This is a genomic window from Bacillus cereus group sp. BfR-BA-01379 (assembly GCF_022663605.1).
GTDB classification, from domain to species: Bacteria; Bacillota; Bacilli; order Bacillales; family Bacillaceae_G; genus Bacillus_A; species Bacillus_A mobilis.
Genome location: NZ_JAKUFT010000097.1, coordinates 1 through 14,914, shown reverse-complemented (window position 1 = coordinate 14,914; position 14,914 = coordinate 1). Strand labels below are relative to the sequence as shown.

Here is a 14,914-nt window from a genome sequence, read left to right as displayed (position 1 = left end):
TATTAGGCACGCCGCCAGCGTTCATCCTGAGCCAGGATCAAACTCTCCAATAAAGTTAGTTTGTCTAGCATCTAAAAATAAAAATTGACGTTTCACGTTGTTTGTTTCGTTTAGTTTTCAAAGTTCAACATCGCGTTTCAGCGACTTTTATAATTTAACATTTTTCGTTAAATCTGTCAACAACTTTTTTCTTTCGTTCCTGACGACGCTTATTAATTTACCATATTAATCATTTGTTCGTCAACACTTTTAAAAAAAATGCCAAAATAATTTTATCTTGGCATGATATAAAGCTTAATAACCACTAATGCAGCAACACCGGGTAGACCTAATAAACTTGTGATTGCTGCTGTACCCAAGTTAATTGGAATATGAAAATCAAAATATGTCCCGACAACATTTACGATAAAGAGTAATGCTATTCCCAAAGTAACATGAAAAAGCGCTTTTCCTATAAAACGTAACGGCTTTGAAGAAACACCGAAAACAAGAAAAATAAAAACTAAAGTAAGAATACCGACAATAACAATTGTAGAATTCATTTTCTTCCTCCTTATGAATGACCTATACACACTCATTTGTATGGGACAAGACGATAAAAAAGAACATGTATCATATAACTCCAGTCGTTTTATCTTGTTAATCTTTATTCGACAACACTACCCTCATAAAAACCACTAAATGTTTAACGAATAAAATAAAAGGTTCTGCTGTTTCAGCAGAACCTTTTACCATTGTTCCATTTTTACAGGGCGACGTTTTGCTTCTTTTAACAAGAAGAAATATTTTGCCTCTGCTATCTTCAAAGAACAAAGTACATCTTGAGATGGCTCCACACTTTGTTCGACCATTCTCTTCTGGCGTAACCATTCATTCTTCACTTTTTCTAATAGTACAATTAACTTATCATCATACTCTTTACGCAATTTACCCTTTTTTTGAAAGAACATTTTTGTTTCTCCTCTTATACTTCTCTACGACCTTCTAGCGCTTTCGACAATGTCACTTCATCTGCATATTCTAAATCTCCACCAACTGGCAGACCATGTGCAATACGAGTCACTTTAATACCTGTCGGCTTTAAGAGGCGGGATATATACATCGCTGTAGCTTCCCCTTCAATATTAGGGTTTGTTGCTAATATTACTTCTTGTACTGTTTCATCATGCAGTCGCTTTAAAAGTTGCGGGATATTAATGTCTTCTGGTCCAATTCCCTCCATTGGAGAAATAGCACCACGTAACACATGATATACACCTTGATATTCTTTCATTTTTTCCATTGCGATTACATCTTTCGGTTCCTGCACAACACAAACAACCGATTGATCTCGATGTGAATCATTACAAATATAACAAGGATCACGGTCAGTAATATGTCCGCATACAGAACAATACGCTAAATCTCGCTTCGCATTTACAAGTGCTTTTGCAAAACCTAACACATCATCTTCTTTCATATCTAATACGAAAAATGCCAATCGAACCGCTGTTTTCGGTCCGATCCCTGGCAATTTCATAAAACTATCAATTAGTTTTGATATCGGTTCTGGATAATGCATATATCAATATCCTCCTAGAACATTCCACCCGGTAAGTTTAAGCCTTTTGTAAATTTACCCATTGTAGAATTTGAAAGTTCATCAGCTTTTTTAAGTGCATCGTTCGTTGCAGCTAACACTAAGTCTTGTAACATTTCGATATCTTCTGGATCTACAACTTCTTCTTTTACTTTTACTTCAAGAATTTGCTTATGACCATTTGCAATAACTGTGATCATTCCGCCACCAGCTGTACCTTCAACTGTTTTTTCGCCAAGTTCTTCTTGCGCTTTTGCCATATCTTTTTGCATTTTTTGCATTTGTTTCATCATGTTATTCATATTTCCCATTCCGCCACGCATCATAATTAATTCCTCCTAATTATTATTACTCTTTTATTTCAATAAGTTCTTGCCCTACTAATTTTACCGCCTCTTCTATAAGAGGATCTTCTTTTTTCTCTGGGCTTTCTTCAGCACTTCCGCCTTCACGCTGTAAAAAATCTTCACGTATTTTACCCCATTCACTTTTTGGAATGGCAATCATATTTAATCTTTTACTTAGCAATTCAAATAAAGCTTGTTCCACTGTATCCATAGCTTCTCGATTTTCGCTTGCCATTTTACAGTGAATCTCATATTGAAACGCTAAAACGTAAGTATCATCCGAAGCCGCTACCGGTTCGCTATTTTCTAGTAAAACAGCAAACGCTACTTTGTTGTATGCTTTGAGTCTTCCTAACAACTCACCCCACACAGCTTTTAATTGTTCTAAATCCTGACGCTTTGCTTGCTTTAACACTTCATTGACGCGTCCGACAGGAATCTTCATACTACCTGTCCGCACTGGTTTTGGCGTTGCACGTGTCTCTCTGACTTCCTGCTGCACACCAGCCGGTACACCATTCTTTTTGACTTCTTCTAACTCTTTCTCCAATTGCTGCATCCTGTTCATAATTGCTTGTAAACGATCTGTACCGTTCGCTTGCATCATAAACTGTTGACACAATTGCACCATAACAACTTCTAAGAAAATTCGCGGATGATTCGTCCACTTCATTTCCTGTTGTCCCTTACTAAGAGTATGAATGATTTCATAGATTACTTCCGGTTGCATTTCTTCACTTAACGTCCGGAATTGCTCATCTACCATTACTCGTTCCAACATATGTTCCAATTGTGGTGAAGTTTGATATAAAAGCATATCACGATAATAGTAAATGAAATCCTCCATAAAGCGAACTGGATCTTTCCCTTTACCCATCATCTCATCTATGATACGTAATGCTCTTGATACATCATTTTCGCGTATACATTCTACTAAGTTACCTAAGTATTGCTGGGAAACAGAACCTGTTACAGCTAATACATCTTCTGTCGTAACTGTCTCATCACTATAAGATATTGCCTGATCAATAAGACTAAGCGCATCACGCATACCACCTTCAGCGGCACGTGCAACAATTTGTAAAGCCTCATCTTCTACTTGCGTACCTTCATTCGTTACAACCGTCGATAATCTCTCAACAATATCATTTACTGATATTTTTCGAAATTCAAAACGTTGGCAACGTGAAATGATTGTAGGCGGGATCTTATGCGGTTCTGTTGTCGCCAAAATAAAGATGACATGTCCTGGCGGCTCTTCTAACGTTTTTAAAAGCGCATTGAAGGCACCCATAGACAGCATGTGGACTTCATCAATAATGTATACTTTATATTCTACAGCACTTGGAGCATATTTTACTTTATCTCTAATATCTCGAATTTCATCTACACCGTTATTTGAAGCCGCATCAATTTCTAATACATCTGAAATGGATCCTTGTGTAATCCCCAAACAAGAAGGACATTCATTACAAGGTTCAGCCACCGGAGCATGTTCACAGTTGATTGCTTTTGCAAATACTTTTGCAATTGTCGTTTTTCCTGTTCCCCTCGGCCCAGAAAATAAATAAGCATGTGAAACTTTCTCTTGAAGAAGGGCATTTTGCAACGTTTTTGTCACGTGCTTTTGACCAACTACATCTTCAAATTTTTGCGGTCTCCATGTTCGGTATAACGCTTGGTATGACACGAAAATACGGCCTCCCTCAAAGGTTATTATCTCATTTATTATAACCCATTCTGTTTATAGATTCCAAAAGTTATTTTCTATACAAAAAACCCACCTTAATATTAAGGTGAGTTTTGTATACATATATAACTGCCGTGCACCTTCTGTCGATTACGTACCATAAGCGTTACTCAAGCAGTTAGCTCGGTTCAGGCACTCCTGCGGCACACGAGAAGACCCGCTTATTGCTGCTTCCTTCCGGACCTGACAAGGTTCACGGGGTCCCGTTGCGCAGGACCCAAACGTCAACACCACTTACTTAAGGCAGACCTTACAGCAACATAACCTCGAGAAGGGATTCGGCCTCGCTAGAGCGGATTGCGAGTATAGGGCACCGCTACCTCCCCGCTTAGCACGGCAAAGTTAAAACCAATATTCGGTTGCCTTCATTAAAGGCATTATCAGTATAACTTGTTTTTTTATAAAATGCAAATACGTTAATTCTCTTTGTTTTGCTCTAATTTCTTGATCGCTTTTCTTTTTTTGCGAAGCTCTCTAAAAAAGTTTGTTAACAACGTACCGCATTCTTCTTCTAATACACCAGCTACTACCTCGCATTGATGATTAAAGCGTTCATCCGTTAAAAGATTCATCAATGTCCCTGCACATCCACCTTTCGGATCACTTGCACCATATACAACTCGCTTCACTCGTGATAAAACAATTCCACCCGCACACATCGGACAAGGCTCTAATGTTACATATAATGTCGCATCTTCTAAACGCCATGTCCCTAATTTTTTGCACGCCTCATCAATAGCTAACAACTCAGCGTGAGCTATTGATCTTTGCTCAGTTTCCCTTAAATTATGAGCAACACTAATTACTTCGCCATCTAACACTATAACTGCACCAATCGGTACTTCTTGTATTACCTCTGCCTTTTTAGCCTCTTTTATCGCTAACTGCATAAAATAAATATCTTGATCGTGTTCCATACCATAGTCCTTTCCTTACAAATAACGTACACTAATTTCCATTTACTACACATGGGATAACTTTTACAAATTCAATCCACCCTAATAAAAAAGAGAGGGGATTACATATGAAGAATACTGCCTTACTCATTATCGATATGATTAATGACTTTCAATTTTCACACGGACCCATCCTAGCCAAAAAATGCGAAATTATAACTAACCCTATTTTACAATTAAAGAAAACAATGAAATCCTTTGGCTATCCCATAATTTATGTTAATGACCATTATCAACTTTGGAGATCTGATATTGATCAACTAATTAATCATTGTACAAATGAGTATAGCGAAAATATCATTCGTAAGATTGCCCCAAATTCTGATGATTACATTTTTATTAAACCACATTACTCTGCTTTTTATGAAACACCTTTAAATTCTTTATTAGGCTATTTAAAAATAGAAAATCTAATATTAACAGGAGTCGCAGGGAATATATGTATCCTCTTTACAGCTAACGATGCTCATATGAGAAATTATACACTGTATGTACCACAGGACTGTATTGCCTCTAATCATGATCAGGATAACTTGCATGCTTTAAAAATAATGGAAACCACATTAAAAGCAAATATAATACCGTCATCTCAAATAAAAATTAATTAATACATATATCTATTTTCTAACTTTTTATATCAAATTAACCCGCTCGCTTCCCTCTTGTGCTACAATAATTCTGTTTTGTGTTTTTAGTAGTCACGGTAAATCACTGATTGAAAGGAGGAAACAGCGTGACCGGAGTACCATTTATCACGGTTGAAGGACCAATTGGTGTTGGAAAAACTTCACTTGCGAAGGAAATTTCAACTCACATGCAACTCCACTTACTAAAAGAGATTGTTGATGAAAACCCTTTTTTAGGAAAGTTCTATGAAGACATCGACGAATGGAGTTTTCAAACAGAGATGTTCTTTCTTTGTAATAGATACAAACAATTAGAAGATATTAACATAAAGTTTTTGAATCGAAGGAAGCCAGTAGTAGCAGATTATCATATATTTAAAAATCTAATTTTCGCATCCCGTACATTAAAAGATTCTCAATACGATAAGTACATGCAAATCTATCGCATCCTTACACAAGATATGCCTGTACCAAACGTAATCGTTTATTTAACGGCTAGCTTAGAAACATTACAAGCACGAATCGCAAAGCGCGGAAGAGAATTCGAAAAAAATATGGATCCAAATTACTTACTACAGCTCACAAAAGATTATGAAACTGCAATGGATACTTTTAAAAAGGATCATCCAGACATCCCAGTATTGAAATTTAACGGAGACGATATGGATTTTGTAAAAAATCCTGATGATTTAAACGTCATCCTATCTGCCCTTCAAAATACTCTCTTAAAGGAGTCGAAATAATAATGAATTTAAGGCAAAAATATGATATACCAAATGACGCAGTAATCACTATTGCTGGAACAGTAGGTGTCGGTAAATCAACTATGACAACTGCATTAGCTAACGCTTTAGGCTATCGCACATCATTTGAAAAGGTAGACTCTAACCCGTATTTGGACAAGTTCTATGCTGATTTCACACGCTGGAGCTTTCACTTGCAAGTGTATTTTTTAGCAGAACGATTTAAAGAACAAAAAAGAATTTTTGAATACGGTGGCGGCTTTGTTCAAGATCGCTCTATCTATGAAGACACTGGCATTTTTGCAAAGATGCATCATGAAAAAGGGACAATGACAGAAACTGATTATGAAACATACAAAGGTTTATTTGACGCTATGGTCATGACTCCTTACTTCCCTCATCCAGATTTACTAATTTACTTAGAAGGTTCTTTCGATGATATTGTTGATCGTATCCAAGAACGTGGACGTCCGATGGAACAGCAAACACCAATTGAGTATTGGAAAGAGATGCATGGGCGTTACGACAACTGGATTAATAACTTTAATTCATGCCCTGTTTTACGATTAAACATTAATGAATACGATATTTTAAAAGATGGCGATTCCATTGAACCAATCATTAAAAAAATTGGCCATTTTTTAAAACAAACACGTAAACTTGTAAAATAAAAAACCCGTGCATACGCACGGGTTTTTCTATTAAATTACTTCTTCTTTGTCGGAGCAATAATTTCACTCTCAGGTTTTCCAGCGTTAATACGCTGACGAACAGTACTTGTACTAATATCATATGTTTCAGCAATCTCTTTAACAGTCATTTCTTTTCCGTTAATCATTGCTGTTAATACTTTACCTGTACGTTTTGGAGCTGCTTCTTTCTTTACAGCTTCTTTTTCAACTTTTTTTGGCGCCTCTACTTTTGTCGCAGTTTGCTTTACGTCACAAGTGCAACCACAAAGTTTACGGAATGTATCATCGCTAATAATACGTGAAACATTTGCACCACTGTTTAAAATTCTATTGTTCTTACAGACAGGACATTGTACATAATATAAAGTTTTTCCATCTAAAGGAAACGTTTGTATAATAAGATCCATGTTGACTCCTTTCATATCTATGAAGATAATCATCGGAATATGAGTGTGTAATAAGGAGAAAATCTCCTTACCCCATACTTTATGATTGGTTTTAAAATAAAAACTCGTTACGTGTTGGTAACGAGTTCTCCAATCTCCACTTATATGCGCTGTTGTCAATTATATCTGGAGGAGGTAGAGGGATTCGAACCCCCGCGCGACTCTCGCCGCCTGTCGGTTTTCAAGACCGATCCCTTCAGCCAGACTTGGGTATACCTCCATATTGACATCAAATATAATATCAAAAGAAAAACAGTTAGTCAACCCTACTAAAATAAATTATGAGGAAAGGAAAATTTTACTTTCCCCCTCCTACATTATAGTACTGACAACGCTCATAATTACCAATCACTCATACCGATGAATGTTTACATTTACTTAATAACTGTTTTTCCTCCCATATAAGGGCGAAGAACTTCTGGAATTATAATTGTACCATCTTCTTGTTGGTAGTTCTCTAAAATAGCTGCTACCGTACGTCCAATTGCAAGACCAGATCCATTTAATGTATGAACATGTTCTGGTTTTCCGTTTGGTTCACGACGGAAACGGATATTTGCACGTCTCGCTTGGAAAGCCTCAAAATTACTACAAGAAGAAATCTCACGATATGTGCCATAGCTTGGAATCCATACTTCGATATCGTATTTCTTCGCTGCTGTAAATCCTAAATCGCCTGTGCACATGCTCATAACGCGATATGGCAACTCTAATAATTGTAACACGCGTTCTGCATCATTTGTTAGTTTTTCTAACTCTTCATAAGAATCTTCTGGTTTTACGAATTTTACAAGCTCTACTTTGTTGAACTGATGCTGACGAATTAATCCACGCGTATCACGGCCAGCTGAACCTGCTTCAGAACGGAAACAAGAGCTAAATGCAGCATATCGTATAGGCAATTGCTCTTTATTTAAGATTTCATCGCGGTGCATATTCGTTACAGGTACTTCAGCTGTTGGAATTAAGAAGTAATCTTCACTTTCAATACGGAATGCATCTTCTTCAAATTTCGGAAGTTGTCCTGTTCCTGTCATACTTGCACGGTTTACCATATACGGAGGTAATACTTCTTCATATCCGTGCTCATCAGTATGAAGATCAAGCATAAAGCTAATTAAAGCACGCTCTAATCTCGCGCCAGCACCTTTATAGAATACGAAGCGGCTTCCCGTTACTTTCCCAGCACGCTCAAAATCTAAAATTCCTAAATCTGTAGCAAGATCCCAATGTGGTTTTGGTTCATAAGCAAATTCTTTCACTTCTCCCCAAGTACGTGCTATCACATTATCATCTTCTGTTTCACCAACTGGAGCAGATTCATGAGGGATATTTGGAATAGACAACATTAATCTTTCTAAATCTTCTTCAACTGTACGAAGTTCATTATCAAGATCTTTTACTTTTTCTCCAACTTCACGCATCTCTAGAATTAGAGCTTCTGCATCTTTCTTTTCACGCTTCAATACAGAAATTTGTTGAGATACTTCGTTACGCTTACTTTTTAGTTCCTCTGTTTGAACAAGTAATTCTCTTCTTCTCGTATCTAGCTCTTCGAAGCGACCAAAATCAGTTAAATCTTCGCCTCTATGCTGTAATTTCGCTTTTACTTCTTCAAAATTTGTACGTAAAAATTTAATATCAAGCATTATATACTCCTCCTTTTATTTTATAAAACACAAAAAACTCCCGTCCCTATATAAAGGGACGGGAGTTAACCCGCGTTGCCACCCTAGTTGAAAGCATTACCGCCTTCCTCTCAAGTAGAAATAACGGCTCTTCACCGGGAATGTTTACTAATCATAAAGATATTCCACATTCCATTCCAGGATGGATTCACAAACTGTTTCTATCGATTTCCACCAACCATCGACTCTCTATAAGAAACGGCATTTGTTACTACTTCCTATCAACACGCTTATTTTATAAAATTGTTACCATCAATTTACTATAATCTTAAACAAGTTGCAAGTTACTTATACAACTTTTTTCATTTTCGCTTCTTTTACCATTTCTACAAAGTATGCTGTCACACGATGATCATCCGTTAATTCTGGATGGAATGAAGCAGCTAAAAACTGATTTTGTTTTACCGCTACCATTCGGCCACCATGTGTAGAAAGTACTTCAACATCATCAGCTACATTTACAACATATGGAGCACGGATAAATACACCAATAAATTCTTCCCCTACACCTTTAATTGAAAGTGAGGCTTCAAAGCTATCTTTTTGGCGTCCGAACGCATTGCGTTCTACTGTAATATCCATAGCACCAATATGTGCTTCTTCATAGCCAATAAGTGTTTTTGCAAGAAGAATCATACCTGCACATGTACCAAACATTGGTTTACCAGACTTCGCGAATGTACGAAGTGGTTCCATGAAAGCATACTTATCAATAAGACGGCGCATTGTTGTACTTTCACCGCCCGGCAAAATAAGACCATCAATCTCTTCAAGTTGCTCTATACGCTTTACAACAACAGCTTCTGCACCACTTGCTTCAACTGATTTTATATGCTCACGAACTGCACCTTGAAGACCTAGTACACCGATTTTCACCATTTTAAAGTTCTCCTTCAATTACCATCCACGCTCTTGCATGCGTTGTTCTGGTAATAACGTTGAAATTTCGATACCTTTCATTGCATTACCTAATCCTTTAGAAAGGCTTGCAATTAGTTCGTAATCCTCATAATGAGTCGTCGCTTCAACGATTGCGCGTGCAAATTTCTCTGGATTTTCTGATTTGAAGATACCAGATCCAACAAATACACCATCCGCACCAAGTTGCATCATTAACGCTGCATCTGCTGGTGTTGCTACACCACCTGCTGCGAAGTTTACAACTGGCAAACGACCAAGGCGTTTAATTTCAAGTAGTACTTCATAAGGAGCACCAGTATTTTTTGCATATGTCATTAACTCATCTTCACGTAGACTTGCAACTTGACGGATTTCTGCATTGACTTGGCGCATATGACGCACTGCCTCTACAATGTTTCCTGTTCCTGGTTCACCTTTTGTACGAAGCATAGATGCACCTTCTGCAATACGACGTGCAGCTTCTCCGATATCACGGCAACCACATACAAATGGAACTGTGTAATCACGTTTATTTAAATGGTATACTTCATCAGCAGGAGTTAATACTTCACTCTCATCGATATAGTCTACCCCTAATGATTCTAATACACGTGCTTCTACAAGGTGACCGATACGACATTTTGCCATAACCGGAATTGACACTGCACCCATAACTTCTTCAACGATTGTTGGGTCTGCCATACGAGAAACGCCACCTGCTGCACGAATATCTGCTGGTACACGCTCTAGTGCCATAACGGCAACTGCGCCTGCCTCTTCTGCAATTTTTGCTTGTTCAGCGTTAATTACGTCCATAATAACGCCGCCTTTTTGCATTTCTGCCATTCCACGTTTTACACGTTCTGTCCCTGTTACATTTGTCATGTTACAAAAACCCCCCTAGGTGAATTGCTTTTCCCCCGTTAAAGGCGAAAATTAAGAATACTCTTACATTCTACCACTAACTATCAGATGCTTGTCTACTACTTTTTCATAAAGTCGGTATGAAAAATAGGAATAAGAAAAAGCCCCTACAATGAGGAGCTTTTAAAACCAGCCTTTTACTGTATCAACAGCACTATTCCATATACCACTAAAGAAAGAACCGATTCCACGCATAGAACGAGTAAACCAATTCGCTTCTTCTACTGCAGATGTTGTTACAAGATCTACTTGTAATGACTTACCAGATAAAAATCCAGGGTCATTCGCATCTTTTGGTGTGATTACCATTTGGCCAAGTGCAGCTCCCTTTTTAATCGGTGCTTCTTGTCCCTTACTTGCTTCTTTTAATTCTGTTTTATAAACATCTTTACTTCCTTTTGGAACTGGAAGTGAAACAGCTTTTTTTGTTTGAACTGCTACATCTTTATCTTTAGCATTTTCTACTCGTACTGTTTCTTGTCCTTTTACTGAAGAATCTTTTTTATATAATTGCTTCATTTCAAAATTAGCAAATCCATAATCATATAGTTTCTTTGTCTCATCAAAACGTGCCTGACGAGAATTCGTTTTAATAACTACAGAAATAAAACGCATTCCATTTCTTTCAACCGTACCAGTGAAACATTCTCCTGCTTCTGGAGTTGATCCTGTTTTCAGGCCATCTACACCATCATATGCCCTAGATAAACCTTTTAGCATCCAGTTCCAGTTCAACATTTGAAATTTCTCTTTTTCTGGACGGAATTCTTTGTTAGGAATTTTTGCTGTATCTAATACTTTTGGATAATCTTTAAGTAAATGCTGTGCTAAAGTTGCAACATCCTTCGCAGACATTTTATTTTCTTCATCCGGTGTTGTACCCGCAGGGTGCATTCCTTTTAAATCTTTGTTCGTTAAACCTGTAGAATTAACGAATTTATAATTTTTTAATCCTAGTTCTTTCGCCTTATCATTCATCATTTTTACGAAATCTACTTCTTTACCTGCAATTGCCTCTCCTAGTGCAATTGTTGCACCATTGGCAGAAAAAATTGCCATTGCTTCATATAACTCTTTTACTGTATACGTGCCACCATTTTCTAATGCAACATTTGATAATGAAGCATCTTGTGAAACTTTATACGCATATTCAGAAACCTTAATTTTTTGATCCCACTTAAGTTTTCCTTTAGCCACTGCTTCATGAACTAAATATTCACTCATCATCTTTGTCATACTAGCAATTGATAATAATTCATCTGCATTCTTTTGATATAAAATTTTCCCAGAATTCGCTTCAACTAAAATTGCTGCACCTGCTTCAATGTTTAAAGCAGATCCTGTTTCTGCTGATGCATTGCTATATGGTAACAACATGCTACAAGCTAGTGTAAGCATTGTTACTAAAGCGATGAATCTTTTGCAAAACATACCTTTCACTTTTGCTACCCCCAATATCTATGTACTCACATAACCGTTATTCTAACATAATCAAAAAAAAATAGACAGAGATATCAAATCTCTGTCTATTTGTATATAAGACATTATAATGAGTAGTTTGGAGCCTCTTTTGTGATTTGTACGTGATGAGGATGGCTTTCACGTAAACCAGCACCTGACATACGAATGAATTGTGCATTCTCACGTAAGAATTCTAAATTCTGTGCTCCGCAATATCCCATACCGGCACGTAATCCACCAACTAATTGATGAACTGTATCTGCTAAAGGCCCTTTATATGGTACTCGACCTTCAATACCTTCTGGAACAAGTTTTTTATTTCCTTCTTGGAAGTAACGGTCTTTACTTCCTTTTTCCATCGCTCCGACAGAACCCATACCACGATATACTTTAAATTGACGACCTTGGTAAATTTCAGTTTCTCCAGGGCTTTCAGCAACACCAGCAAACATACTACCTAGCATAACAACGTGTGCTCCTGCTGCTAAAGCTTTTACCATATCACCAGAGTACTTAACACCACCATCAGCAATAACTGGAATACCGTGTTTACGAGCTTCTGTTGCGCAATCATAAACTGCTGTTAATTGTGGTACACCAACTCCAGCTACAACACGTGTCGTACAGATAGAGCCTGGTCCAATACCAACTTTAACTACGTTTGCACCTGCTTCAATTAATGCTTTCGTTGCTTCAGCAGTAGCAACGTTTCCAGCAATAATATTTAGTGATGGATATTTCGCACGAACTTCTTTTACCTTATCAATAACACCTTGAGAATGTCCATGAGCTGTATCAAGTACGATTGCATCTACGCTAGCTTTTACTAATGCGTCGATACGAAGCATAGCGTCAGCCGTTACACCAACCGCTGCTCCAACTAATAAGCGTCCTTGCTTATCCTTCGCAGAATTTGGGAATTCAATTACTTTTTCAATATCTTTTATTGTAATAAGCCCTTGTAATACACCGTTGTTATCAACAAGAGGGAGTTTTTCAATTTTATACTTTTGTAGGATCTTTTCAGCTTCTTCCAGCGTTGTACCAACTGGAGCTGTAATTAGCTTTTCTTTTGTCATTACGTCGGAAATTTTGATTGAGTAGTCTTGGATGAAACGCATATCACGGTTTGTAATAATACCAACTAATTTTCGCTCGTCTAAATTATTTACAACCGGTACACCTGAGATACGGTATTTTCCCATAAGATGCTCTGCATCATATACTTGATGTTCTGGAGTTAAAAAGAAAGGATCTGAAATAACGCCACTTTCAGAACGTTTTACTTTATCAACTTGCTCCGCTTGTTGTTCGATAGACATGTTTTTATGAATAATTCCTAAACCGCCTTGACGAGCCATTGCAATAGCCATGTCAGCTTCTGTTACTGTATCCATTCCTGCACTAATTAACGGGATATTTAACTGTAAGCTTTCAGATAAAACTGTTTTAACACTTACTTCTCTTGGTAATACATCTGACTTTGCTGGTACAAGTAATACGTCATCAAAAGTCAAACCTTCTTTAACAAATTTAGATTCCCACATAATTGTTCCCCCCATGATACCAGAAATTATTATTAGTAGCTTATCAATTGGTTAAAATACTGTCAAGGACGTATATATATGTTAGAATTTTTAGACAATAAAAGGAGCGTAATATATGCATCAAACACATTGTACTTGGCAGCAATTAAGTTTCTTCTTTTCATCTCAAAATGTACAACGTTATCTTGCCCGTTGCTACGAAAAATCCTCCATACAAGATGCTGAAAAAAAAAGTTTCGAAAATTGTTATCCCTTTATTTATTACTTAGAACACGGGAAAAATTATTATGAATTATATAAGGTAGCCCCCTTTTCGATTCAGCCAATGCTATTGTTTTATGGAATGAGCCAACTTTTTAAAGCCTGCTTACTAACTATTGATCCGAACTATCCAGAATCCACTACTGTGTTAGCTCATGGTGTTACAACTCGCAAACGAAAAAAACAGGGGTATCAATTTTTAGAAGATGAGGTGAAGGTACAAAAAAACGGATTATTTACTCATGTTGCAGAACAGCTGTTTCACATGAAACACTTAGAAGCAGAAAAGTTTAACATGCTGGATTTAATGGGAAATATTCCTGAATTACAAAATTTATTTCGCTACAGTCAAAGAGGGAGCACTTTATATAAAATCGATTCAACAAATACAAATGAACTTTCCTTTTCGGCCAACATACTAGATCGTCTTCATATGACTACAGAGAGATTTTCACGTTACATTGAATCAACTTGTAAGCATTTATCCATACAACACGTCTCCGGGAAAACGAGCGGATCGAATTTACTTTTTACAGCCCCTATCCAGTCGTGGAACCCTATATATAGTACGCCTTTATACTACGAATATCTTGCTGATACTTATTACTTACCAATTCCAACTGACCCGAGAAATCCTAAACCCGTATTACCTGAACTTCTTGTTCATTATTTATTGCTCTACAATTTAAGTATGATTTCTAGATATGAAACAGATTGGTGGTATGATTTACTTGGGAGCTATGGCTCTGAAGATTATCCATTTATTTATCAATTTCTTACTATTTCTGCTCAAAAAATCCCTTACTATATTTCGTCTTTTTTACTAACAGAACCGATCCTATTTCATGGGAAATAAAAAAACACAAGTCAAAAGACTTGTGTTTTTAGTTGCTTGGCGACGTCCTACTCTCACAGGGACAAGGTCCCAACTACCATCGGCGCTAGAGAGCTTAACTTCCGTGTTCGGTATGGGAACGGGTGTGACCTCTCTGCC

At 37.1% G+C, this 14,914-nt stretch carries 16 protein-coding genes, 1 tRNA gene, 1 rRNA gene, 1 other RNA gene and 1 other annotated feature; of the genes, 4 read left to right on the top strand and 15 right to left on the bottom strand.

All coding sequences use genetic code 11. The annotated features are described in order from the left end of the window. Nucleotides 1-272 precede the first annotated feature (272 nt). From MR113_RS24590 to tadA, 7 genes are all read right to left on the bottom strand, one after another. Nucleotides 273-542, bottom strand: coding sequence for a pro-sigmaK processing inhibitor BofA family protein (locus tag MR113_RS24590; protein WP_212955034.1), 270 nt, complete (start codon nt 540-542; stop codon nt 273-275). A 186-nt stretch (nt 543-728) separates the two neighbouring features. After that, nucleotides 729-950, bottom strand: a complete 222-nt coding sequence (locus tag MR113_RS24585) for a YaaL family protein (protein ID WP_000466020.1) — start codon at nt 948-950, stop codon at nt 729-731. A 14-nt stretch (nt 951-964) separates the two neighbouring features. Then, nucleotides 965-1,561, bottom strand: coding sequence for a recombination protein RecR (gene recR, locus MR113_RS24580; protein WP_000559169.1), 597 nt, complete (start codon nt 1,559-1,561; stop codon nt 965-967). A gap of 14 nt (nt 1,562-1,575) precedes the next feature. Beyond that, complete coding sequence (locus MR113_RS24575; RefSeq protein ID WP_170930109.1) at nt 1,576-1,902, bottom strand: YbaB/EbfC family nucleoid-associated protein; 327 nt, start codon at nt 1,900-1,902, stop codon at nt 1,576-1,578. Between the two features lie 25 nt (nt 1,903-1,927). Then, on the bottom strand, nt 1,928-3,616 hold the full coding sequence (gene dnaX / locus MR113_RS24570; RefSeq protein ID WP_242257180.1) for a DNA polymerase III subunit gamma/tau: 1,689 nt from the start codon (nt 3,614-3,616) through the stop codon (nt 1,928-1,930). Between the two features lie 132 nt (nt 3,617-3,748). Beyond that, nucleotides 3,749-4,013, bottom strand: an RNA gene (gene ffs / locus MR113_RS24565) — signal recognition particle sRNA large type. A gap of 79 nt (nt 4,014-4,092) precedes the next feature. After that, the gene (tadA, locus tag MR113_RS24560) at nt 4,093-4,593 is read right to left on the bottom strand and encodes a tRNA adenosine(34) deaminase TadA (RefSeq protein ID WP_242257179.1); all 501 of its coding nucleotides are present in this window, start codon (nt 4,591-4,593) and stop codon (nt 4,093-4,095) included. 107 nt (nt 4,594-4,700) lie between these two features. Between tadA and MR113_RS24555 the strand changes: the two genes are divergently transcribed. From MR113_RS24555 to MR113_RS24545, 3 genes are all read left to right on the top strand, one after another. Continuing rightward, complete coding sequence (locus tag MR113_RS24555) at nt 4,701-5,240, top strand: cysteine hydrolase family protein (protein ID WP_242257178.1); 540 nt, start codon at nt 4,701-4,703, stop codon at nt 5,238-5,240. 125 nt (nt 5,241-5,365) lie between these two features. Then, nucleotides 5,366-6,001: a deoxynucleoside kinase gene (locus tag MR113_RS24550; protein WP_242257177.1), complete on the top strand. Its 636-nt coding sequence runs from the start codon at nt 5,366-5,368 to the stop codon at nt 5,999-6,001. Between the two features lie 2 nt (nt 6,002-6,003). Beyond that, on the top strand, nt 6,004-6,672 hold the full coding sequence (locus MR113_RS24545; RefSeq protein WP_098778593.1) for a deoxynucleoside kinase: 669 nt from the start codon (nt 6,004-6,006) through the stop codon (nt 6,670-6,672). A gap of 35 nt (nt 6,673-6,707) precedes the next feature. Here the strand turns inward: MR113_RS24545 and MR113_RS24540 are convergent, their stop codons facing one another. The 7 genes from MR113_RS24540 to guaB all read right to left on the bottom strand — a co-directional run bounded on the left by MR113_RS24540 (nt 6,708) and on the right by guaB (nt 13,659). Next, complete coding sequence (locus tag MR113_RS24540; protein WP_242257176.1) at nt 6,708-7,100, bottom strand: sigma factor-like helix-turn-helix DNA-binding protein; 393 nt, start codon at nt 7,098-7,100, stop codon at nt 6,708-6,710. Nucleotides 7,101-7,266: 166 nt separating this feature from the next. Beyond that, nucleotides 7,267-7,359, bottom strand: a tRNA-Ser gene (locus MR113_RS24535). Nucleotides 7,360-7,513: 154 nt separating this feature from the next. Then, nucleotides 7,514-8,788, bottom strand: coding sequence for a serine--tRNA ligase (serS, locus tag MR113_RS24530; protein ID WP_242257175.1), 1,275 nt, complete (start codon nt 8,786-8,788; stop codon nt 7,514-7,516). Nucleotides 8,789-8,839: 51 nt separating this feature from the next. Then, nucleotides 8,840-9,061: a binding site (T-box leader), on the bottom strand. 54 nt (nt 9,062-9,115) lie between these two features. After that, on the bottom strand, nt 9,116-9,706 hold the full coding sequence (gene pdxT / locus MR113_RS24525) for a pyridoxal 5'-phosphate synthase glutaminase subunit PdxT (RefSeq protein ID WP_242257174.1): 591 nt from the start codon (nt 9,704-9,706) through the stop codon (nt 9,116-9,118). A gap of 18 nt (nt 9,707-9,724) precedes the next feature. Further along, on the bottom strand, nt 9,725-10,612 hold the full coding sequence (pdxS, locus tag MR113_RS24520; protein WP_000186157.1) for a pyridoxal 5'-phosphate synthase lyase subunit PdxS: 888 nt from the start codon (nt 10,610-10,612) through the stop codon (nt 9,725-9,727). Nucleotides 10,613-10,774: 162 nt separating this feature from the next. Beyond that, entirely contained in the window at nt 10,775-12,082 is a 1,308-nt protein-coding gene (locus MR113_RS24515; protein ID WP_242257181.1) for a D-alanyl-D-alanine carboxypeptidase family protein, read from the bottom strand. Between the two features lie 113 nt (nt 12,083-12,195). Then, a complete protein-coding gene (guaB, locus tag MR113_RS24510; protein ID WP_000264076.1) occupies nt 12,196-13,659 on the bottom strand; it encodes an IMP dehydrogenase in 1,464 nt (487 codons plus the stop codon). Between the two features lie 115 nt (nt 13,660-13,774). Between guaB and MR113_RS24505 the strand changes: the two genes are divergently transcribed. Then, entirely contained in the window at nt 13,775-14,776 is a 1,002-nt protein-coding gene (locus MR113_RS24505) for a YaaC family protein (RefSeq protein WP_242257173.1), read from the top strand. Nucleotides 14,777-14,810: 34 nt separating this feature from the next. Here the strand turns inward: MR113_RS24505 and rrf are convergent. Beyond that, nucleotides 14,811-14,914 (bottom strand): 5S ribosomal RNA (gene rrf, locus MR113_RS24500); the annotation flags it as partial.